Genomic DNA, 20,339 nt, shown 5'->3' with positions numbered 1-20,339 from the left:
TTCGATCTCGGACCGCTCAATGCGCGGCCCGGCAGATCGCCAGGAAATCTTCCGCCTTCAGCGACGCGCCGCCGATCAGGCCGCCGTCGATGTCCGGCTGCGCGAACAGCTCTTCCGCGTTGTCCGGCTTCACGCTGCCGCCGTACAGCACGGACACGTCCGCCGCACCCTTCGCCGCGAGACGCTCACGCAGGAACGCGTGCACGTCCTGCGCCTGCGCCGACGTCGCGCTCTTGCCCGTGCCGATCGCCCAGACCGGCTCGTACGCGACGACGATGCGCACCGCCTCGTCAGCCGTCAGCACGGCCAGCACCGCGTCGAGCTGCGCACCGACGACCTGCTCGGTCGCGCCCGACTCGCGCTCGTCGAGCGTCTCGCCGACGCACACGACGGGCGTGAGGCCGGCCGCGAGCGCGCGCTGCGTCTTCGCCGCGACCGTCTCGCTGCTTTCGCCGTGATACGCGCGACGCTCCGAGTGGCCGACGATCGCATAGCGTGCGCCGAACTCGGCGACCATCGCGGCCGCCACTTCGCCGGTGAACGCGCCCTGCTCGTGCGCGGACACGTCCTGCGCGCCGAATGCGACACGACCGCCGCCAAGCTGCGCCTGAACCTGCGCGAGATACGGGAACGGCACGCACACGCCGACCGACGTTTCGGCCGCCACGGCGTCCGCGCCCCGCACCACTTCGTTCAGCAACGCCTGGTTGCCGGCCAGCCGGCCGTGCATCTTCCAGTTGCCGATCACCCGCTTTGTTCTCTGTTTCGACATCGTGTCTGTCTCGTCACCGCTGTGTCATTAACGCGCCGGAAACCGGCGGTCAGGTTTGATCTGGCGAAGCAAACCGGCGATTTTACTGCGCACGGCTTGAACCGGTCAAACCGCGCATGTCAAGCCCGGCCGCACGGGCGTCAGGCGTTCGTACCCCAATCGAGCACGATCTTGCCGGTGTGCTCGCTGCTTTCCATCAGCGCATGCGCCTGCGCGGCTTCCGCTGCCGGCAGCACACGGTAGATCACCGGCTTGATGCGGCCGTCGGCGATCAGCGGCCACACGCGCGCCTGCAGCTGCGCGGCGATGCGCGCCTTGAACTCGACCGGACGCGGCCGCAGCGTCGAACCCGTCACCGTCAGCCGGCGACGCAGGATCTCGCTCAGGTTGACGTCGGCCTTCGCACCGCCGAGCAGCGCGATCAGCACGAGACGGCCGCCGTCCGCGAGCGCGGACAGCTCGCGCGGCACGTACGAGCCCGCCACCATGTCCAGGATCACGTCGACGCCGCGATCATGCGTCAGCGACTTCACGACCTCGACGAAGTCTTCGGTCTTGTAGTTGATCGCGCGTTCGGCGCCGAGCGCCTCGCACGCACGGCACTTGTCGGCAGTGCCGGCCGTCGCGAACACGCGAAAACCGAGCGCATGCGCGATCTGGATCGCCGTGACGCCGATGCCGCTCGAGCCGCCCTGCACGAGCAGCGTCTCATGCTCGCCACCCTCGCCCGCGCCGAGCTGCGCACGGTCGAACACGTTGCTCCACACGGTGAAAAACGTTTCGGGCAGCGACGCGGCCTCGATGTCGGTCAGCCCGCCGGGCACCGGCAGGCACTGCAGCAGCGGCGCGACCGCATATTCGGCATAACCACCGCCCGCGAGCAGCGCGCACACGCGATCGCCAAGCTTCAGGCCGAACGGATTCAGCGCGGCATCGGACAAGTCGCCGCCGACGATTTCGCCCGCGACCTCGAGGCCCGGCAGATCCGACGCGCCCGGCGGCGGTGCATATGCCCCCTTGCGCTGAAAGACGTCAGGCCGATTCACGCCGGAAGCCGCCACCTTGATCAGCACCTCGCCGCGCTTCGGTTCGGGGCGCGGACGCTCCGCAAGCTTCAGCACGTCGGGGGCGCCGAATTCGGTGATTTCGATGGCTTTCATGGTGATGGTCGCTCCAGGATCGGAATCGGATGGCACGCCCGTGCGCGCGGCACGGGCGCCTCGCCGGCGCTGCTGCGCCGCACAACGATGCTACAGAAAAAACGGCCGGCGCGCTTTCGCACTGCCGGCCGTTGGTCCGCCTGCCCGCTTACTGCTGCGGCGGCGTATCCGACTGCGACGCCGCCGCTGCTTCATTCAGCAGCGCCTTTGCCGACAGACGCACGCGACCCTTTTCGTCCGTCTGGATCACCTTGACCTTGACCTGCTGACCTTCCTTCAGGTAGTCGTTGATGTCCTTCACACGCTCGTTGACGATTTCCGAGATGTGCAGCAGGCCGTCCTTGCCCGGCAGCAGGTTCACGATCGCGCCGAAATCGAGCAGCTTCAGCACCGTGCCTTCGTACACCTGGCCGACTTCGATCTCGGCCGTGATGTTCTCGATGCGCTTCTTCGCTTCGGCCATGCCGTCGCTGTTCGTGCTCGCGATCGTCACGACGCCGTCGTCCGAAATGTCGATGGTCGTGCCCGTTTCTTCCGTCAGCGCGCGGATCACCGAACCGCCCTTGCCGATCACGTCGCGGATCTTTTCCGGGTTGATCTTGATCGTGATCATGCGCGGCGCGAATTCCGACAGCTGCGTGTTCGCACCCGAGACCGCCGACGTCATCTTGCCAAGGATGTGCATGCGGCCTTCCTTCGCCTGCGCGAGCGCGACCTGCATGATTTCCTTCGTGATGCCCTGGATCTTGATGTCCATCTGCAGCGCCGTCACGCCTTGTTCCGTGCCGGCCACCTTGAAGTCCATGTCGCCGAGGTGATCTTCGTCGCCGAGGATGTCGGTCAGCACCGCGAACTTGTTGCCTTCGAGGATCAGGCCCATCGCGATACCCGCGACGTGCGCCTTCATCGGCACGCCAGCGTCCATCAGCGCGAGGCAGCCGCCGCACACCGATGCCATCGACGACGAACCGTTCGATTCGGTGATTTCCGACACGACGCGGATCGAGTAGCCGAATTCGTCGGCGCTCGGCAGGCACTTGACCAGCGCGCGCTTCGCGAGGCGGCCGTGGCCGATTTCGCGACGCTTCGGCGAGCCGACGCGGCCCGTTTCGCCGGTCGCGAACGGGGGCATGTTGTAGTGGAGCATGAAGCGCTCGCGGTATTCGCCTTCGAGCGCGTCGATGATCTGCTCGTCACCCTTCGTGCCGAGCGTCGCGACGACCAGCGCCTGCGTCTCGCCGCGCGTGAACAGCGCCGAGCCGTGGGTACGCGGCAGCACGCCGGTGCGGATCTCGATCGGGCGCACGGTGCGCGTGTCGCGGCCGTCGATGCGCGGCTCGCCGTTCAGGATCTGCGAACGGACGATCTTGGCCTCGATGTCGAACAGCACGTTGCCGACGGTGGCCTTGTCGGCCGCTGCCGTACCGGCCGCCTGCGCGTCTTCCTCGAGCTTCGCCGACGTCGCCGAGTAGACTTCCTTCAGCTTCGTCGAACGGGCTTGCTTGTCGCGGAGCTGGTAAGCGGCGAGCAGGTCGTTCTGCGCCAGCTCGGTCACGCGCGCGATCAGCGCTTCGTTCTTCGGCGCCGGCTGCCAGTCCCACTCGGGCTTGCCGCCTTCGCGCACCAGTTCGTGGATCGCGTCGATCGCCACTTGCATCTGCTCGTGGCCGAACACCACGGCGCCCAGCATCACGTCTTCCGACAGTTGATCGGCTTCCGATTCGACCATCAGCACCGCGCGCTCCGTCCCTGCGACGACGAGATCGAGGCTCGATGCCTTGATCTGGTCACGCGTCGGGTTCAGCACGTAGGCGTTGTCGATGTACGCGACGCGCGCGGCACCGACCGGGCCGTTGAACGGCAGGCCCGACACGGCGAGCGCGGCCGATGCGCCGATCAGCGCGGGGATGTCCGCCGGGACTTCCGGGTTCACGGACAGCACGTGGATCACGACCTGGACTTCGTTGTAGAAGCCTTCCGGGAACAGCGGGCGCAGCGGACGGTCGATCAGGCGCGACGTCAGCGTCTCGTGCTCCGACGGACGGCCTTCGCGGCGGAAGAAGCCGCCCGGGATCTTGCCGGCCGAGTAGGTCTTCTCGAGATAGTCGACGGTCAGCGGGAAGAAGTCCTGACCCGGCTTCGCCGACTTCGCGCCGACGACGGTTGCCAGCACGACGGTGTCTTCGACGTCGACGATCACCGCACCGCTCGCCTGGCGAGCGACTTCACCGGTTTCGAGGCGCACCTTGTGCTGGCCCCACTGGAATTCCTTCACGACCTTGTTGAACATGGACATGGTTGCTCCTTTGAATGCATTTCTATCATTCACCGCATCGGCCCTGCCGTGCGGCGGCGTCGCGACCGAATCACCCGGAGCAAGGTGTGTTTCTTATGCCATTCCAGCGCGGCGCTCATGCAACGGCGCGCTGGAATGACACAAATCCCGACTCCGGTATCGGCCGTCCCGGCAGCCCGGCACGAATGGCCGGACAGCCTGCGGTGCGCGTGACGCTACGCACCGCGCAAAAACAAAATGCCTGTATCAGCGGACTGACACAGGCATCTTGCTGGCGGCAATCGCCTCGATTACTTACGCAGACCCAGCTTCTCGATCAGCGCGCGGTAACGGTCGGCATCCTTGCCCTTGAGGTAGTCGAGCAGCTTGCGGCGGCGGCTAACCATGCGCAGCAGGCCGCGGCGGCTGTGGTGATCCTTCGCGTGGGTCTTGAAGTGACCCGTCAGTTCGACGATACGTGCGGTCAGCAGTGCGACCTGGACTTCGGGCGAACCCGTGTCGTTGGTAGCGCGGGCGAACTGAGCAACGACTTCCGACTTCTTGATATCTGCAACAGACATTTGATTTCCTTTCTAACTGAACAGGCGGACACGGAAGAATGGCCGTGCCGTGACTTACAACCGGCGGGCATTGTAGCACAACTCCACGCCTTTCTTACCGCCCCCTGTCACGGGCGCGTCATCGAGCAGGTCGACGGCATCTCCGTGCGTTGCGCCGGCACCGCGAGCACCGTCCGGAAGCCGTACCCGGAACCCTCGTTGTCGAAGCGCACGCCCGGCGTGCCGACCTTGTCCATCTGCATCACGTAAAGGGGCTGGATCAGTTGATGATCCTGCGCGCGCATCCGCGACGCGTGGAAACCGTCGTCGAACGACAGGCCCTCGAGCGCACGCGCGACCGCGACGGGGTCGGCCGAACCCGCGCGGGTCATCGCGGCGGCCAGCATCTCGATCATCAGGCTCATGCGCCGCACCGGATAGTCGTCCTGCGCGGCCGGGAAACGGGTCCGGAACGCGCGGTAGAACGCGTCGGATTTCGCGCCGCCCGCGTTCGGGTGCCAGTCCGCCACGGCCACGACTCGCCCGACCCCGGCGTCGCCGAGTGCCGCCGGTGCGCCGAGGCTGTTGCCGTAGAACGTATAGAACTTCGCATTCAGCCCCTGCTCGCGCGCCGCCTTCACGAGCAGCGTGAGGTCGTTGCCCCAGTTGCCGGTCACGACGGCATCGGCGCCGCTCGCGCGGATCTTCGCGACGTACGGCGAGAAATCCTTGATCCGGCCGATCGGGTGGAATTCGTCGCCGGCGATCGTCACGTCGGGGCGCCGCGCGGCGAGCGCCTGCCGCGCGAGCGTGCTCACGTCGTGGCCGAAGCTGTAGTCCTGGTTCAGCAGATAGACCTTGCGCAGCGCACGGTCGCTCGCCATCACGTCCGCGAGCGCGGCCATCCGCATCCCTGCATGCGCGTCGAAACGGAAATGCCAGAAACTGCAGCGCGCGCCGGTCAGCGCCGGATCGTCGGCCGAATAGTTGAGGAACAGCATCCGGTTGTCCGGATCTCGCGCGTTCAGCTTGTCGAGCGCCGCGACGAGCGCGGCCGCGACGGCCGAGCTGTTGCCCTGCGCAACGAAACCGATATGGCGGTCCGCGGCCGCGCGCAACTGCACGAGCGCCTCCTCCGGGCTGCCCTTGCTGTCGAGCACGACCAGCTCGAGCGGATGCGCGCCGTCGCGCAGCTTCACGCCGCCCGCCGCGTTGACCTGCTCGACGCCGAAGCGCAGGTTGCGCTCGACCGCCGCGCCCGCGTTCGCGAACGGGCCCGACATCCCTTCGATCAGCGCGATCCGCACCGGCTCGCCCGCGGCAAACGCGGACGACGCCAGCATCCAGCCCGCGCTCACCGCGAGCGCATACCGCTTCCATCCCTGCATCGGCTACCTGCCCTTCAATCTGCCCGAGAAGCGCGGATCATAGGCCCGCGCCCCTGCCGCCCGCAAGCATGGCAGCGCCGGCGATCCGCACCGATTTTTTTCGCGCGATGCGCCGTCACGTGCCGTCCGTGATAAAACGGGATGTGTTTCCGTGTTCTGGAGAATCCCCATGGACATTCGCATTTCCGCGCGCCTGCCGGTGCTGTTGGCCTGCGCCGCCGCGCTGCTGGCCGGTTGCGCGCAACCGTGGCAGCAATACCAGGCCGGCCAGGACGAGTCGGCGATCGTCGCGCGCATGGGCCCGCCGCGCGAGATCTACGACCTGCCCGGCGGCGGCAAGCGCCTGATGTGGCCGACCCAGCCGATGGGCGAGGTCACTGTCGCGGCCGACGTCGACGCCGCTCACAAGATCGTCAACGTGCGCCAGGTGCTGCAACCGAGCGAGTTCTATCGCGCGGAGATCGGCAAGTGGACGAAGACCGATGTCCTCGTCAATTTCGGACGCCCCGTCGAGACATCCTACTTCCCGCTGATGAAGCGTGAGGTGTGGACGTACCGGTATCTCGAGGACAACGTCTGGTACATGATGTACAGCTTCTATTTCGATCCGCAGGGCATTCTGCGCATCACGCAGAAAACGCCGGACCCGCTGCACGATCCCGATCGCCGCAACATGTTCTGATCGATTACGCATTGACGCGCAATTTTCACAATGGCCATTCACGAATTATTGCGTGAATGGCCATTTCCTTTTTTCCGCCATCTAATTAATTCAGAAAGTACGACGGAAATCTTTTCCGATCGATGACATTCCGATGGCAATCCGCTGAAATCCCCGTCATGCGGGCCTTCGCGTGGAAACAGGCATGCGCCATGCATGTCATGCGTTGGGTTGGTGCAGGCGATGCACTACGTCCAGCCAATTTGAAACAATTTGTTTCAGGACACCCGGAACGCTAGGGCATACCCCTAATATCAGTCGAAATTCAACCTTTCAATTTAGAAAGCAACATATTGAGCCAATTCGCCCGATATTCATTTGCCTGTATCAAAAAGGAGTCCTTATGAATCGCCCCAAGAGCATGCTGGTCGCCAACATCGCGTGGGCCCGCGAGACGCGCGAACACACGCCCGGCTTTTTCGACGCGCTCGCGCGCGGCCAGAATCCGCGCGTGCTGTGGATCGGCTGCTCGGACAGCCGCGTGCCGGCCGAAACCATCACGCATTGCGCACCCGGCGAGCTGTTCGTCCATCGCAACATCGCGAACCTGTTCCATCCCGACGACGACAATTCCGCCAGCGTGCTCGAGTACGCGGTGCGTGTGCTTCAGGTCGACCACGTGATCGTGTGCGGGCACTACGGGTGCGGCGGCGTGCGCGCGTCGCTGCTGCCGCCGCCGTCCGACCTGCCGCACGTCGCGCGCCGCATCGCGCCGCTCTGCGCGCTCGCGCGGCGCCATCGCGGCACGCTCGACGGGCTCGACGACACGGTCGCCGCCGACCGCCTCGCCGAACTGAATGTGCTCGAACAGGTGCGGCTGCTGCGCGCCTCGCCGATCGTGCGGGGCCGGGAACGGCCGCCGCTCGTGCACGGCTGGATCTTTTCGCTCGCCGACGGCCGCCTGCTGGAGCTCGATTCCGGCTACGCGACGCCGTCTGCCGAGGTCGAATCCGTGACGGCCGCGACGGCCACCGCGCTCGGCTGATTCGCACCCGCCCCCTACGCCAATGAAATCACCCCAACCATGAAACTGAACGAGCGCCTGTCCACCCTGCCGCGCGACATCGTCGCCGGCATCGTCGTTTTTCTCGTTGCGCTGCCACTGTGCCTCGGCATCGCCAACGCATCCGGCGTCGAGCCGTTCGCCGGGCTCGTGTCCGGCATCGTCGGCGGCATCGTCGTCGCGCTGCTGAGCGGCTCGTCGCTCTCCGTCAGCGGACCGGCCGCCGGGCTCGTCGTGATCGTCGTCGAAGGGATCGCGCAACTCGGCAGCTTCTCCGCATTCCTGCTCGCGGTGCTGCTGTCCGGCGTGCTGCAGTTCGGGTTCGGCATGCTGCGTGCCGGCCGCTTCGCCGCCTATGTGCCGTCGCCCGTCATCAAGGGCATGCTCGCCGCGATCGGCCTGCTGCTGATCGTGAAGCAGATTCCGTTTGCGTTCGGCATCGGCGGCTCGGCCGCGCAATCGTTTGCTTCCTGGCCGGGCCTGCCGGTCGCGTGGGCGGCCACGGCCATCGCGCTCGCCTCGCTCGCGCTGCTGATCGCGTGGGACACGCCGCTGCTGCGCCGCTTCGCGCTGGTGCGCTCGGTGCCCGCGCCGCTCGCGGTCGTCGTCCTGGGCATCGGCGCCACGCTCGTGCTGAGCATCGTCGCGCCGTCGGTCGCGCCGGGCGCGGCCCATCGCGTGACGCTGCCCGAGCTTGGATCGTTCGCGGCGTTCGCGGCATCGCTCAAGCACGCGGAGCTCGGCCCGAACTTCGCGCAGCTCGTCAATCCGGACGTGTGGCGCGTCGCGATCACGCTCGCGGTCGTTGCCAGCCTCGAAACGCTGCTGAGTCTCGAAGCGGTCGAACAGATCGACCCGAAGCGCCGGCCGACCCAGCCCGACCGCGAACTGAAGGCACAGGGCGTCGGCAATCTCGTCGCAGGTGCGTTCGGCGGCCTGCCGATCACGTCGGTGATCGTGCGCAGCTCGGTGAACGTCAACGCGGGCGCGCAAAGCCGGATGTCGGCAATCGTCCACGGGATGCTCCTGCTCGCGAGCGTGTTCGCGCTCACCGGCCTGATCAACCTGATCCCGCTCGCGAGCCTTGCCGCGATCCTGATCCACACCGGCTTCAAGCTCGCGAAACCGGCGCTGTTCCGCTCGGTGATGAAGCAGGGGCCGGCCGCGTTCGTGCCGTTCGCCGCGACGATCGCCGGCGTGCTCGCGGTCGACCTGCTGTTCGGCATCGCGTTCGGCCTCGCCTGCAGCGTGCTGGCGGTCGCCGTCGCGAACCTGAAAAGCCCTGTCACGCTCGCGCAGCACGACGACCACTTCCTGCTGTCGTTCCGCAAGGACGTATCGTTTCTCGGCAAGGTGCAGGTCAAGCATCATCTGCGACACATTCCGGACCGGGCGGCGGTGATCATCGACGCGACACGCGCCGACTACATCGATCACGACGTGCTCGAACTGCTCGACGCGTTCGTCGCCGATGCGCCGCGGCGAGGGATCACGGTCGAGTTCCGCCGACGCAGCCCGGCGCCCCGCCCGGCCGGACGCCGCTGGATGTTCCGCGCGCCGGCCGCGGAATGAGCGGCGCATGAAAAAACGCCCCGGGCGGCACTGGGCCGCCACGGGGCGTTTCGGCGATGCGCAGCGCGCGGCGCTTATGAGCGCTGCGGGTTGACCTTGTCGTCCTTCGAATGCAGCTTGTTCAGCGCGGAGATGTACGCCTTCGCAGATGCAGCGACGATGTCCGGATCGGTGCCGACGCCATTGACGATCCGCCCGCTCCTCGACAGCCGGACGGTCACTTCACCCTGCGCCTGCGTACCGGTCGTGATCGCGTTCACCGAGTACAGCAGCAGCTCGGAACCGCTACCGACTTCGCCCTCGATCGCGTTGAACGTCGCATCGACCGGCCCGTTGCCGCGTGCCTCGCCGGTCACTTCCTTGCCTTCGACCGCGAACACGATCTTCGCCTGCGGCTGCTCGCCCGTTTCCGAACGCTGCGACAGCGACACGAACTTGAAGTGTTCCTGCTCGTGCGCGAGCGCCGATTCCTCGGACACGATCGCGATGATGTCCTCGTCGAAGATCTCGGACTTGCGGTCGGCCAGATCCTTGAAGCGCATGAACGCGGCGTTCAGTTCCGCTTCGCTGTCGAGCGACACGCCGAGCTCCTGCAGGCGCTGCTTGAACGCGTTACGGCCCGACAGCTTGCCGAGCACGATCTTGTTCGCGGTCCAGCCCACGTCTTCCGCGCGCATGATCTCGTAGGTGTCGCGCGCCTTCAGCACGCCGTCCTGGTGGATGCCCGATGCGTGCGCGAACGCGTTCGCGCCGACCACGGCCTTGTTCGGCTGCACGACGAAACCGGTGATCTGCGACACGAGCTTCGACGTCGGCACGATCTGCGTCGTGTCGATGCCGACGTCGAGGCCGAAGTAGTCCTTGCGCGTCTTCACGGCCATCACGATTTCTTCCAGCGACGTGTTGCCCGCGCGCTCGCCGAGACCGTTGATCGTGCATTCGATCTGACGCGCGCCGCCGATCTTCACGCCGGCGAGCGAGTTCGCGACGGCCATCCCGAGATCGTTATGGCAGTGCACCGAGAAAATCGCCTTGTCCGAGTTCGGAATGCGTTCGCGCAGCGTCTTCACGAGGTTGCCGTAAAGCTCCGGCACGCCATAACCGACGGTGTCGGCGATGTTGATCGTCGTCGCGCCTTCGGCGATCACGGCTTCCAGCACGCGGCAGAGGAAATCCAGATCGGAGCGGCTGCCGTCTTCCGGCGAGAATTCGACGTTGTCGGTGAACTTGCGCGCGAAGCGCACCGCGAGGCGCGCCTGCTCGAACACCTGGTCGGGCGTCATCCGCAGCTTCTTTTCCATGTGCAGCGGCGACGTCGCGATGAACGTATGGATCCGGAAGCTGTTGGCCGGCTTCAGCGCGTCGGCCGCGCGCTGGATGTCCTTGTCGTTGGCGCGGGCCAGCGAACAGATCGTGCTGTCCTTCACGAGACCGGCGATCGTGTGAATCGCGTCGAAGTCGCCGTTCGAGCTGGCCGCGAAGCCGGCTTCGATCACGTCGACCTTCATCCGCTCGAGATGCTTCGCGATGCGGATTTTCTCTTCCTTCGTCATCGACGCGCCGGGCGATTGTTCGCCGTCACGCAACGTCGTATCGAAAATGATCAGCTTGTCTGTCATGGGGGGCTCCAGGGCTCTTTATACGGAAGTCAAACGTAATGAGATCGCGCCACCGCTGGCGACGCTCAACAACAGACGAAGCTTGACGGAGGGCGAGAACGGTCAGCGCGGCAGGCGCGCCAACGCTAGCGCGCGTAGCGGCGCACCGGCTAGAAGGAGGGAGAGGCGGGGAAATGCAGTCATGCCGAAGACTATAGCGGCATTCCGTTGGACGCGCAATCGGACGGCACCCGGGCACTCCGGGCCGCCCCATTCAAAAAGGGGCAAATGGAAACGGCGGCCCTGAGGCCGCCGTTTCCGGTCAAATCGCGTATCGGGTCAGTGATCGCGCTGCGACGAGCGCGCCGGGTTCGCCCGCCCGCGGATGGCCATATAGGCCCAGAACACGTAGCCGGACAGCCCGTACAGCACGAACAGGCAGAACAGCATCAGCGGCGGATCGGACGACACGAGCACGAACGCGACGACGACGAGCAGGATCGCCGCGAACGGCACGCGATGCCGTACGTCGAGCGCCTTGCCGCTGTAGAACGGCGCGTTCGACACCATCGTCACGCCCGCGTAGATCGTCAGCACGAACGCGACCCACGGCAGCCAGCCGAGCTTCATCGGCACGCGGTTGTCGGTCGCGAGCCACACGAAGCCCGCGATCAGCGCGGCGGCGGCCGGGCTCGGCAGCCCCTGGAAGAAGCGCTTGTCGACGACCCCGATGTTGGTATTGAAGCGCGCGAGACGCAGCGCGGCGCCCGAGCAGTAGACGAACGCGGCGAGCCAGCCCCAGCGGCCGAGATCCTTCAGCACCCACTCGTACATCACGAGCGCGGGCGCGACGCCGAACGACACCATGTCGGACAGGCTGTCGAACTGCTCGCCGAACGCGCTTTGCGTATGCGTCATGCGCGCGACGCGCCCGTCCATTCCGTCGAGCACCATCGCGACGAAAATCGCGATCGCGGCGATCTCGAAGCGCACGTTCATCGCCTGCACGACCGCGAAGAAGCCACAGAACAGCGCGGCGGTCGTGAACGCGTTCGGCAGCAGGTAGATGCCGCGCGTCTTCAGGAAGCGCTGGCGCGACGCGCGGCGGCTCTCGATGGGCACCGGATCGGGTGCCATCCCCTTGTTGCGGCGAAACGGACGTGGCGTCTGGCTGGAGCCGTTGCGCGGCCGGCGCGGTTTGAATGCGGCCATCGTGCGCCCCGCCGCTTACTGTTCGAGCTCGGCGAGGATCGTCGACGACGCGTAGACCTTCTCGCCGATCGACACCTTCGCGCGGCTGCCGATCGGCAGGTACACGTCGACGCGCGAACCGAAGCGGATGAAACCGTAGCGCTGACCGCGCGACAGCGGCTCGCCGGCGCGTACGTAGCAGAGAATCCGGCGTGCGACGAGGCCGGCGATCTGCACGGCGGTGACGGTCTTGCCGCTCGCCGTCTGGATCACGACCGCATTGCGCTCGTTCTCGGTCGACGCCTTGTCGATCGCCGCGTTCAGGAACGCGCCCGGGAAGTATTCGACCTTGGTGATCGCGCCATCGACCGGCGAACGCTGCGAATGGACGTTGAAGACATTCATGAACACGCTGATCTTCAGCGCTTCGCGGTTCGCATACGGATCCTGCGTGGTCTCGACCGCGACGATGCGGCCGTCCGCCGGGCACAGCACCGCGTTCGGCTGCGCCGGGATCGGGCGCTGCGGATCGCGGAAGAACTGGACGACGAAAGCGAGCAGCAGCCAGAACGGCCACGCGAAGCCGAAGCCCCCGACGGCGTGGATCAACAGCGCGATGACGGCAGCAATCGCGATGAACGGCCAGCCTTCGCGCGCGATGATCGGATGAGGATAGTTCATGGATTCGTTCTGTGTTCGGTGAATTGCAAAGCCCGTAGCATAACAAAAGCCGCCCGGGGCACTGCTGCCTTCGGACGGCTTTTTGATGCCGACCCTCCACTCGAAGGGCCGGAACAGCACGCGGTGCTTAGTTCTTCGACTGGTCGACGAGCTTGTTCTTCGCGATCCACGGCATCATCGCGCGCAGCTTCGCGCCGACCTGCTCGATCTCGTGCTCGGCCGTCAGGCGGCGGCGCGATTGCAGCGTCGGAGCGCCTGCCTTGTTCTCGAGAATGAAGCTCTTCGCGTACTCGCCCGTCTGGATGTCGGTCAGGCACTGCTTCATCGCCTTCTTCGTCTCTTCCGTGACGACACGCGGGCCCGTCACGTACTCGCCGTACTCGGCGTTGTTCGAGATCGAGTAGTTCATGTTCGCGATGCCGCCTTCGTAGATCAGGTCGACGATCAGCTTCAGTTCGTGCAGGCACTCGAAGTACGCCATTTCCGGCGCGTAGCCCGCTTCGACCAGCGTTTCGAAGCCAGCCTTGATCAGCTCGACGGTACCGCCGCACAGCACGGCCTGCTCGCCGAACAGGTCGGTTTCGGTTTCTTCACGGAAGTTCGTCTCGATGATGCCCGCACGGCCGCCGCCGTTCGCTGCCGCGTACGACAGCGCGATGTCGCGTGCCGCACCCGACTTGTTCTGTGCAACCGCGATCAGGTGCGGCACGCCGCCACCTTGCGAGTACGTGCCGCGCACGGTGTGGCCCGGTGCCTTCGGCGCGATCATGATCACGTCGAGGTCGGCGCGCGGGATCACCTGGCCGTAGTGGACGTTGAAGCCGTGCGCGAATGCCAGCGCCGCGCCCTGCTTGATGTTCGCGTGCACTTCCTTCGCGTACACGTCGGCGATCTGCTCGTCCGGCAGCAGCATCATCACGACGTCCGCGCCCTTCACGGCTTCCGCGACTTCCTTGACCGACAGGCCGGCGTTCTCGGCCTTGCTCCACGACGCGCCGCCCTTGCGCAGGCCGACCGTCACGTTCACGCCGCTTTCCTTCAGGTTCAGCGCGTGTGCATGGCCTTGCGAGCCGTAGCCGATGATCGTGACTTGCTTGCCCTTGATGAGGGAGAGGTCAGCGTCTTTGTCGTAGAAAACGTTCATGATGGTTCCTTCGCTAATTCAAAAAATTCAATAATTCGTTCAGATGGAGTACTGCGGGCCGGGACATGACGGCGCACCCGGCGTGCCTTTGGGCATCACACCTTCAGGATGCGCTCGCCGCGTCCGATGCCGGAGCTGCCGGTGCGCACGGTCTCGAGGATCGCGCCCGCGTCCAGCCCCTGGATGAATGCGTCGAGCTTGTCGCTCGCGCCCGTCAATTCGATCGTGTAGGTCTTTTCGGTCACGTCGATGATGCGGCCGCGGAAAATGTCCGCCATCCGCTTCATTTCTTCGCGCTCCTTGCCCACTGCACGTACCTTGATCAGCATCAGCTCGCGTTCGATGTGTGCACCGTCGGTCAGGTCCACCACTTTCACCACCTCGATCAGGCGGTTCAGATGCTTCGTGATCTGTTCGATCACGTCGTCGGAGCCAATGGAAACGATGGTGAGCCGCGACAGCGATTGGTCTTCGGTCGGCGCCACCGTCAAGGTTTCGATGTTGTAGCCGCGTGCGGAAAACAGACCGACCACGCGCGACAGCGCGCCCGGTTCGTTCTCCAGCAGGACGGAAATGATGTGTCTCATGTTCGCTTCTTCCAGAATGTGTCCGTGTCGATTCACTCGCGCCGCGCGCCGCCGCGTGCCGCACCGCCCTTCGTGAAGGCGGCCGCATCCGGGCCCGCGCGCGTCGCGCCGTTACAGATCTTCCGATCCGAGCAGCATCTCGGTGATGCCCTTGCCGGCCTGTACCATCGGCCAGACGTTTTCGGTCGGATCGGTCTGGAAGTCGAGAAACACGGTGCGATCCTTCAGGCGCAGCGCTTCCTTCAGCGCCGGCTCCACATCCGAGGTCTTTTCGATCCGCATGCCGACATGGCCGTACGCTTCGGCGAGCTTCACGAAATCGGGCAGCGCATCCATGTACGAATGCGAATAGCGCTTGCTGTATTCGATCTGCTGCCACTGGCGGACCATGCCGAGGTAGCGGTTGTTCAGCGAAATGATCTTCACGGGCGTGTCGTACTGCAGGCAGGTCGACAGTTCCTGGATGCACATCTGGATCGAGCCTTCGCCCGTGATGCACAGCACGTCGTCGTCCGGGTGCGCCATCTTGACGCCCATCGCTGCCGGCAGGCCGAAGCCCATCGTGCCGAGGCCGCCGGAGTTGATCCAGCGACGCGGCTTGTTGAAACGGTAGAACTGCGCGGCCCACATCTGGTGCTGGCCGACGTCCGAACACACGAACGCATTGCCGTCCGTCAGTTCCCACGCCTTCTCGACCACATACTGGGGCTTGATGATCTCGCTTTCGCGGTCGAACTTCAGGCAGTCCTTCGAGCGCCAGCCCTCGATGTCCTTCCACCATTGCGCGAGCGCCTCGGTGTCCGGGCCATGCTCGGCCGTCTGCAGCTGCTCGATCAGCTCCTTCAGCACTTCCTTCACGTCGCCGACGATCGGGATATCGACCTTCACGCGCTTCGAGATCGACGACGGGTCGATGTCGATGTGGATGATCTTGCGCGGACGCGACGCGAAGTGCGCCGGGTCGCCGATCACGCGGTCGTCGAAGCGGGCACCGATCGCGATCAGCACGTCGCAGTGCTGCATCGCCATGTTCGCTTCGTAGGTGCCGTGCATGCCGAGCATGCCGAGGAATTTCTTGTCCGACGCGCGATAGCCGCCGAGGCCCATCAGCGTGTTCGTGACCGGGTAGCCGAGCAGGTCCGCGAACTGGTTCAGTTCACGCGACGCGTCGGCGAGGATGATGCCGCCACCCGTGTAGATATAGGGACGCTTCGCGGTCAGCAGCAGCGACACGGCCTTGCGGATCTGGCCCGAATGACCCTTCGTGACGGGGTTGTACGAACGCAGCGACACGCTCTTGACCGGCACGTACTCGCACGGCGTCTTCGAGATGTCCTTCGGGATGTCGATCAGTACCGGGCCCGGACGGCCCGTGCGGGCGATGTAGAACGCCTTCTTGACGGTTTCCGCGAGGTCGCGCACGTCCTTCACGAGGAAGTTGTGCTTCACGCACGGACGCGTGATGCCGACCGTGTCGCATTCCTGGAATGCGTCCTGGCCGATCGCAGCAGTCGGCACCTGGCCGCTGATCACGACCATCGGGATCGAATCCATGTACGCCGTTGCGATGCCGGTCACCGCGTTGGTGACACCGGGGCCGGACGTCACGAGACAGACGCCGACATTGCCGGTGGAACGCGCATACGCATCGGCTGCGTGCACGGCCGCCTGTTCGTGGCGCACCAGCACGTGCTGAATCTTGTCCTGCTTGTAAAGCTCGTCGTAGATGTAGAGAACCGAGCCGCCGGGGTAGCCCCAGATGAATTCGACGTTTTCGTCGGCCAGTGCCTTCATGAGCACGGTGCCGCCGATGGAGTCGCTATCGGGAGGGGAAAGGGGTTCCGACGTGGAGAATTCCGCGCTGGGCATGTTCATTTTGACCTTTCGAATTTTCGGCAAAAAATTGATTGGGTGCTCTCTGCCGGGCTTGTGGCTCGGGTTCAAGCGGCGCGTCCAGTTTGAAGGGCGGGCTTCTTGGGCCAGCCTCAAATGAGACCATCACTTCATGTTGCGAATCATTGACGATAGCGGGTCGCGATTAGGGCGTCAAGCAAAATATCCCGCAGCGCATCATGCGCGCCGCCCGGCACCCCGCCGCCGCGGCTCGCGCGCAACGCGCGGCGACCAACCCGGTGCCAAGCGGCCCGAAAATTTGATAGCATCCGCGGGTTTTACGAAATTTTTCGACCTTTCACACGCCGCAGTCCGCAGCGCATACCTTTACGGAATGGCATCAGACAAGGAACTCGCCGACTTTCTGGCGGGCGTCGAAAGGCGCGCGTTCAAGCAGGCTGCGTACGCCGTGCGTGACGACGATGCGTCGCTCGACATCGTGCAGGACGCGATGATCAAGCTTGCGGAGAAGTACGGCGACCGGCCGGCGGCCGAATTGCCGCTGCTTTTTCAGCGGATCCTGCAGAACGCGATCCACGACTGGTTCCGCCGGCAGAAAGTCCGCAACACCTGGGTTACGCTCTTCTCGTCGCTGAACAACACCGACGACGACGACTTCGACCCCCTCGAAACGCTCGAATCCGCGGACGACAACGCGGGCGTCGAGAGCAGCGAGCACCGCCTCGAACGAGAGCAGGTTCTGGCCCTGATCGACGAAGAAATCCAGAAACTTCCGGCACGTCAACGGGAAGCGTTCCTGATGCGTTATTGGGAAGATATGGATGTCGCCGAGACTGCCGCCGCGATGGGGTGCTCCGAAGGCAGCGTCAAGACGCACTGCTCACGAGCCACCCACACCCTGGCGCACGCGCTCAAGGCCAAAGGAATCACGCTATGAGCTTCGCTCCCGCAAATCGAGAACACGAATTCGCGCTGAAGGTGCGCCGCGCGCTGGACGAGCACGCGGCCGCACTGCCAGCCGAGACCACCGACCGGCTGGCCGTCGCCCGTCGGGCTGCGCTCGCGCGCAAGAAGCCCGAAGCCGCGACCGTGCCGGTGTTCGTGCCGGCCTTCGCCGGTGCGGCCGGCGGCGCATTCGGCCCGGCGCCCACGAGCCGCCCGCAGGCGTCGCTCGCGCGCCGCCTGCTGCGCGCGTGGCCGCTCGCACTGCTGCTCGCCGGGCTCGTCGGCATCGCCTACTGGGAAGACCTGCAGCGCACCGCCGAACTCGCCGATATCGACGCGGCGATGCTCAGCGACGACCTGCCGCTCAACGCGTATCTCGATCACGGGTTCAACGCGTATCTTTCGCGCGCTCACTAACAGACAATAACGAGGGGATCGCACGGGTGAGTCAGAAGCGCGGCCTGGCCGTATTTTTCGGATGCGTGATCGCGATCGCCGTTTCCTACGTCGCCACCTATTCGCGATTCAACCCGCCCCTCGCGACGACCACCGTCACGGCCAGCAACCCTGCCGTGCCCGCATCGGCCGCGACCGGGCTGAGCACCGACCTCACACCGCTGCCACTGCCGGCCGCCACCGGCCCGCTGTCGTGGGCGCGTCTCACGCCGGCGCAGCACGCGGCACTCGCGCCGTTCGCCGACCAGTGGGACGGCTTCAGCGATGCCCGCAAGCGTAAATGGCTGAAGATCGCATCGCGTTTCGCGAAATTGACGCCCGATGATCAAAAGCGCCTGCAGGATCGGATGACCGAATGGGCGCGGATGACACCCGAGCAGCGCCGCGTCGCGCGCGAGAACTACCAGAGCGCGAAGGAGCTTTCCGCACAAGCGCGCGAGCGCGCGTGGAAGGCTTACCAGCAACTCCCCGAGGAGCAGAAGGAACGTCTCGCGGCCGCCGAGCGCCGTCGCCGGCCGAGCGTGGTCAGCGCACCGCCGACCGTCGCCGACCGTGACGTCCGCCGCCTCGTCAATTCGCACGAACATCCGGCAAGCGGCGCGGCCGCCGCACCGGCGCCCGCGTCGGCCGGCGCTGCCGCGACGCCGGTGCCCGCGTCGTCGACGGCCGGCACCGCTTCCGCACCGGCCGCCGTGGCGCCGGTGTCGCCCGCCGACGCACCTTCGCTGTTCAAGGGCTCCTGAGCGGCCGTGGCGAACGCCCCCGCACCCGAGACTCCGGCCGCCGCGCCGTCCGTGCGGCGGCGCCTCGCCGCGCTGCTCTACGAAGGCGTGCTGCTGTTCGGCGTCGTGTTCTTCGCCGGGCTCGCGTTCAGCCTCGCGACGCAACAACGCAACGGCCTCGTCCACCACAACCTGCTCGCCGCCTGGATCGCGCTCGTCGTCGGCGCGTACTTCGTCTGGTTCTGGACGCACGGCGGCCAGACCCTGCCGATGAAGACCTGGCGGCTGCGGCTCGAATCGTCGAGCGGCCGGCCGCTGAGCGCGGCCCACGCGCTTGTTCGTTATGCGCTCGGCTGGCTGTGGTTCGTGCCGCCGCTCGCGTTGCATCCGCTGCTCGGCCTGTCGGTGCCCGTCACGCTCGCGCTCGCCGCCGCGTGGATCGTCGCGTGGGCCGGCGCCGCCCGGCTGCATGCCGGCCGCCAGTTCCCGCACGACCGGCTCGCGCGCACGCGCGTCGTCGCCATGCCGCGCTGACACGCCAACGCGCCGCATTCGCCAGACGAAAGCAGTTCGCCCAGGCTTCTCCCATCCGGTCTGACGACCTGCCGGACAACCGCCAGCCTTTCGGTTCGACAGGTTACACAACGCCCTTTCATTCACTGCTAAACACCCTGCAACGGTCGTAATAAGAACGTCTCGTGACTGTCACGGCACAGTCACGCCCGCATGGCGGAATGCCGGTAATGTCAACCGGCGCGAGTCATGCATGGGCCAGAAATCGTCCGCGACCTCCCTCTTCCGTCACCCGATCGGCGCCCGCGCCGTCACCGCCTTCCTGTCCGGCTCGGCCGCAGCCGATGACCTGGCATCGCAAGAACCACCTGCCGAGCACGTCACGCCGCACGACGACCCCGACTCGTCCGCGCATCGCTATCGCACCATCTGGCTGTCCGACATCCACCTCGGCTCGAGCGGCTGCCAGGCGCCGTACCTGCTCGACTTCCTGCGCCACAACGATTCGGAATACCTGTACCTCGTCGGCGACATCATCGACGGCTGGCAGCTGAAGAAAGGCTGGTACTGGCCGCAGGCGCACAACGACGTCGTGCAGAAGATCCTGCGCAAGGCACGCAAGGGCACGCAGGTCGTCTACATCCCCGGCAATCACGACGAGGGTGCACGGCAGTTCTGCGACCTCGCGTTCGGCGACATCCAGGTGCGCGGCGAGGCGTTCCACACGACGCTCGCGGGCAAACGTTTGTGGATCGTGCACGGCGACCTGTTCGACGGCGTGATCCAGCACGCGAAATGGCTCGCGTACCTCGGCGACACGCTCTACACGCTGATCCTCGTACTGAACCGCTGGTTCAACCGGATCCGCAGCCGGCTCGGCTTCCAGTACTGGTCGCTGTCGCAGTACTTGAAGCACCAGGTGAAGAACGCGGTCAACTTCATCTCGCAGTTCGAAACCGTGATGACCGACGAAGCGCGCCGCCGCGGCTGCGACGGCGTCGTGTGCGGCCACATCCACAAGGCGGAGATCCGCGATATCGACGGCGTGCTGTACTGCAACGACGGCGACTGGGTCGAAAGCCTGTCCGCACTCGTCGAAACGATGGAAGGCGAACTGAAGATCGTCTACTGGACGGTGATGCGCGCCGCACCGTCGGAGACCTCGTCGCGCAAGGCCAAGGCCACTGCCTGACACCA

19 protein-coding genes are annotated in these 20,339 nt (G+C 65.6%); 8 read left to right on the top strand and 11 right to left on the bottom strand.

Annotated features, from left to right (window positions below):
* Positions 1-16: 16 nt before the first annotated feature.
* The 5 genes from tpiA to VL15_RS25720 all read right to left on the bottom strand — a co-directional run bounded on the left by tpiA (position 17) and on the right by VL15_RS25720 (position 6,155).
* Positions 17-772: a triose-phosphate isomerase gene (gene tpiA, locus VL15_RS25740; RefSeq protein ID WP_048249355.1), complete on the bottom strand. Its 756-nt coding sequence runs from the start codon at positions 770-772 to the stop codon at positions 17-19.
* Between the two features lie 140 nt (positions 773-912).
* The gene (locus VL15_RS25735; protein ID WP_048249353.1) at positions 913-1,932 is read right to left on the bottom strand and encodes an NAD(P)H-quinone oxidoreductase; all 1,020 of its coding nucleotides are present in this window, start codon (positions 1,930-1,932) and stop codon (positions 913-915) included.
* 148 nt (positions 1,933-2,080) lie between these two features.
* Positions 2,081-4,228, bottom strand: a complete 2,148-nt coding sequence (gene pnp, locus VL15_RS25730; RefSeq protein WP_048249352.1) for a polyribonucleotide nucleotidyltransferase — start codon at positions 4,226-4,228, stop codon at positions 2,081-2,083.
* A gap of 290 nt (positions 4,229-4,518) precedes the next feature.
* Positions 4,519-4,788 carry a 30S ribosomal protein S15 gene (gene rpsO, locus VL15_RS25725; RefSeq protein ID WP_043188860.1) on the bottom strand — a complete coding sequence of 90 codons (270 nt, stop codon included), beginning with the start codon at positions 4,786-4,788 and terminating at the stop codon, positions 4,519-4,521.
* 107 nt (positions 4,789-4,895) lie between these two features.
* On the bottom strand, positions 4,896-6,155 hold the full coding sequence (locus VL15_RS25720) for a branched-chain amino acid ABC transporter substrate-binding protein (RefSeq protein WP_048249350.1): 1,260 nt from the start codon (positions 6,153-6,155) through the stop codon (positions 4,896-4,898).
* Positions 6,156-6,324: 169 nt separating this feature from the next.
* Here VL15_RS25720 and VL15_RS25715 point away from each other — a divergent pair, with 169 nt between their 5' ends.
* The 3 genes from VL15_RS25715 to VL15_RS25705 all read left to right on the top strand — a co-directional run bounded on the left by VL15_RS25715 (position 6,325) and on the right by VL15_RS25705 (position 9,451).
* The gene (locus tag VL15_RS25715) at positions 6,325-6,837 is read left to right on the top strand and encodes a hypothetical protein (protein ID WP_048249349.1); all 513 of its coding nucleotides are present in this window, start codon (positions 6,325-6,327) and stop codon (positions 6,835-6,837) included.
* 382 nt (positions 6,838-7,219) lie between these two features.
* On the top strand, positions 7,220-7,861 hold the full coding sequence (locus tag VL15_RS25710; RefSeq protein WP_048249348.1) for a carbonic anhydrase: 642 nt from the start codon (positions 7,220-7,222) through the stop codon (positions 7,859-7,861).
* A 39-nt stretch (positions 7,862-7,900) separates the two neighbouring features.
* Complete coding sequence (locus VL15_RS25705; protein WP_048249347.1) at positions 7,901-9,451, top strand: SulP family inorganic anion transporter; 1,551 nt, start codon at positions 7,901-7,903, stop codon at positions 9,449-9,451.
* Positions 9,452-9,525: 74 nt separating this feature from the next.
* Here the strand turns inward: VL15_RS25705 and VL15_RS25700 are convergent, their stop codons facing one another.
* From VL15_RS25700 to VL15_RS25675, 6 genes are all read right to left on the bottom strand, one after another.
* Positions 9,526-11,070 (bottom strand): 2-isopropylmalate synthase, encoded by a 1,545-nt coding sequence (locus VL15_RS25700; protein WP_048249346.1) that lies wholly within the window; start codon positions 11,068-11,070, stop codon positions 9,526-9,528.
* A gap of 318 nt (positions 11,071-11,388) precedes the next feature.
* The gene (pssA, locus tag VL15_RS25695) at positions 11,389-12,261 is read right to left on the bottom strand and encodes a CDP-diacylglycerol--serine O-phosphatidyltransferase (protein ID WP_048249345.1); all 873 of its coding nucleotides are present in this window, start codon (positions 12,259-12,261) and stop codon (positions 11,389-11,391) included.
* A gap of 15 nt (positions 12,262-12,276) precedes the next feature.
* Positions 12,277-12,921, bottom strand: a complete 645-nt coding sequence (locus VL15_RS25690) for a phosphatidylserine decarboxylase (protein WP_048249343.1) — start codon at positions 12,919-12,921, stop codon at positions 12,277-12,279.
* A gap of 127 nt (positions 12,922-13,048) precedes the next feature.
* Positions 13,049-14,065, bottom strand: a complete 1,017-nt coding sequence (gene ilvC / locus VL15_RS25685) for a ketol-acid reductoisomerase (RefSeq protein ID WP_048249341.1) — start codon at positions 14,063-14,065, stop codon at positions 13,049-13,051.
* Positions 14,066-14,160: 95 nt separating this feature from the next.
* A complete protein-coding gene (gene ilvN, locus VL15_RS25680) occupies positions 14,161-14,652 on the bottom strand; it encodes an acetolactate synthase small subunit (protein ID WP_011352712.1) in 492 nt (163 codons plus the stop codon).
* 111 nt (positions 14,653-14,763) lie between these two features.
* Positions 14,764-16,527, bottom strand: a complete 1,764-nt coding sequence (locus tag VL15_RS25675) for an acetolactate synthase 3 catalytic subunit (protein ID WP_048249340.1) — start codon at positions 16,525-16,527, stop codon at positions 14,764-14,766.
* 352 nt (positions 16,528-16,879) lie between these two features.
* Between VL15_RS25675 and VL15_RS25670 the strand changes: the two genes are divergently transcribed.
* The 5 genes from VL15_RS25670 to VL15_RS25650 all read left to right on the top strand — a co-directional run bounded on the left by VL15_RS25670 (position 16,880) and on the right by VL15_RS25650 (position 20,334).
* Positions 16,880-17,443, top strand: a complete 564-nt coding sequence (locus tag VL15_RS25670; RefSeq protein WP_048249338.1) for an RNA polymerase sigma factor — start codon at positions 16,880-16,882, stop codon at positions 17,441-17,443.
* Positions 17,440-17,868, top strand: coding sequence for a DUF3619 family protein (locus VL15_RS25665; RefSeq protein WP_048249336.1), 429 nt, complete (start codon positions 17,440-17,442; stop codon positions 17,866-17,868). The genes VL15_RS25670 and VL15_RS25665 overlap by 4 nt, the downstream gene beginning before the upstream one ends.
* 26 nt (positions 17,869-17,894) lie before the next feature.
* Complete coding sequence (locus VL15_RS25660; protein WP_048249335.1) at positions 17,895-18,650, top strand: DUF3106 domain-containing protein; 756 nt, start codon at positions 17,895-17,897, stop codon at positions 18,648-18,650.
* Positions 18,651-18,656: 6 nt separating this feature from the next.
* Positions 18,657-19,163: an RDD family protein gene (locus VL15_RS25655; RefSeq protein WP_048249333.1), complete on the top strand. Its 507-nt coding sequence runs from the start codon at positions 18,657-18,659 to the stop codon at positions 19,161-19,163.
* A gap of 232 nt (positions 19,164-19,395) precedes the next feature.
* Complete coding sequence (locus VL15_RS25650; protein WP_048249332.1) at positions 19,396-20,334, top strand: UDP-2,3-diacylglucosamine diphosphatase; 939 nt, start codon at positions 19,396-19,398, stop codon at positions 20,332-20,334.
* Positions 20,335-20,339 lie beyond the last annotated feature (5 nt).

This window comes from Burkholderia cepacia (genome assembly GCF_001039005.1).
Taxonomy (GTDB): Bacteria; Pseudomonadota; Gammaproteobacteria; order Burkholderiales; family Burkholderiaceae; genus Burkholderia; species Burkholderia theae.
Note: the sequence above shows the minus strand (reverse complement) of the source record. Positions and strands in the feature narration are given on the sequence as shown.

Excerpts from the sequence above, each read along its gene's own strand:
- pssA (WP_048249345.1), bottom strand. The coding sequence starts at position 12,261 with ATGGCCGCATTCAAACCGCGCCGGCCGCGCAACGGCTCCAGCCAGACG.
- VL15_RS25670 (WP_048249338.1), top strand. The coding sequence starts at position 16,880 with ATGGCATCAGACAAGGAACTCGCCGACTTTCTGGCGGGCGTCGAAAGG.
- rpsO (WP_043188860.1), bottom strand. The coding sequence starts at position 4,788 with ATGTCTGTTGCAGATATCAAGAAGTCGGAAGTCGTTGCTCAGTTCGCC.
- VL15_RS25705 (WP_048249347.1), top strand. The coding sequence starts at position 7,901 with ATGAAACTGAACGAGCGCCTGTCCACCCTGCCGCGCGACATCGTCGCC.
- VL15_RS25720 (WP_048249350.1), bottom strand. The coding sequence starts at position 6,155 with ATGCAGGGATGGAAGCGGTATGCGCTCGCGGTGAGCGCGGGCTGGATG.
- ilvC (WP_048249341.1), bottom strand. The coding sequence starts at position 14,065 with ATGAACGTTTTCTACGACAAAGACGCTGACCTCTCCCTCATCAAGGGC.
- VL15_RS25650 (WP_048249332.1), top strand. The coding sequence starts at position 19,396 with ATGGGCCAGAAATCGTCCGCGACCTCCCTCTTCCGTCACCCGATCGGC.
- VL15_RS25735 (WP_048249353.1), bottom strand. The coding sequence starts at position 1,932 with ATGAAAGCCATCGAAATCACCGAATTCGGCGCCCCCGACGTGCTGAAG.
- VL15_RS25700 (WP_048249346.1), bottom strand. The coding sequence starts at position 11,070 with ATGACAGACAAGCTGATCATTTTCGATACGACGTTGCGTGACGGCGAA.
- pnp (WP_048249352.1), bottom strand. The coding sequence starts at position 4,228 with ATGTCCATGTTCAACAAGGTCGTGAAGGAATTCCAGTGGGGCCAGCAC.
- VL15_RS25715 (WP_048249349.1), top strand. The coding sequence starts at position 6,325 with ATGGACATTCGCATTTCCGCGCGCCTGCCGGTGCTGTTGGCCTGCGCC.
- tpiA (WP_048249355.1), bottom strand. The coding sequence starts at position 772 with ATGTCGAAACAGAGAACAAAGCGGGTGATCGGCAACTGGAAGATGCAC.
- VL15_RS25710 (WP_048249348.1), top strand. The coding sequence starts at position 7,220 with ATGAATCGCCCCAAGAGCATGCTGGTCGCCAACATCGCGTGGGCCCGC.
- VL15_RS25690 (WP_048249343.1), bottom strand. The coding sequence starts at position 12,921 with ATGAACTATCCTCATCCGATCATCGCGCGCGAAGGCTGGCCGTTCATC.
- ilvN (WP_011352712.1), bottom strand. The coding sequence starts at position 14,652 with ATGAGACACATCATTTCCGTCCTGCTGGAGAACGAACCGGGCGCGCTG.
- VL15_RS25665 (WP_048249336.1), top strand. The coding sequence starts at position 17,440 with ATGAGCTTCGCTCCCGCAAATCGAGAACACGAATTCGCGCTGAAGGTG.
- VL15_RS25675 (WP_048249340.1), bottom strand. The coding sequence starts at position 16,527 with ATGAACATGCCCAGCGCGGAATTCTCCACGTCGGAACCCCTTTCCCCT.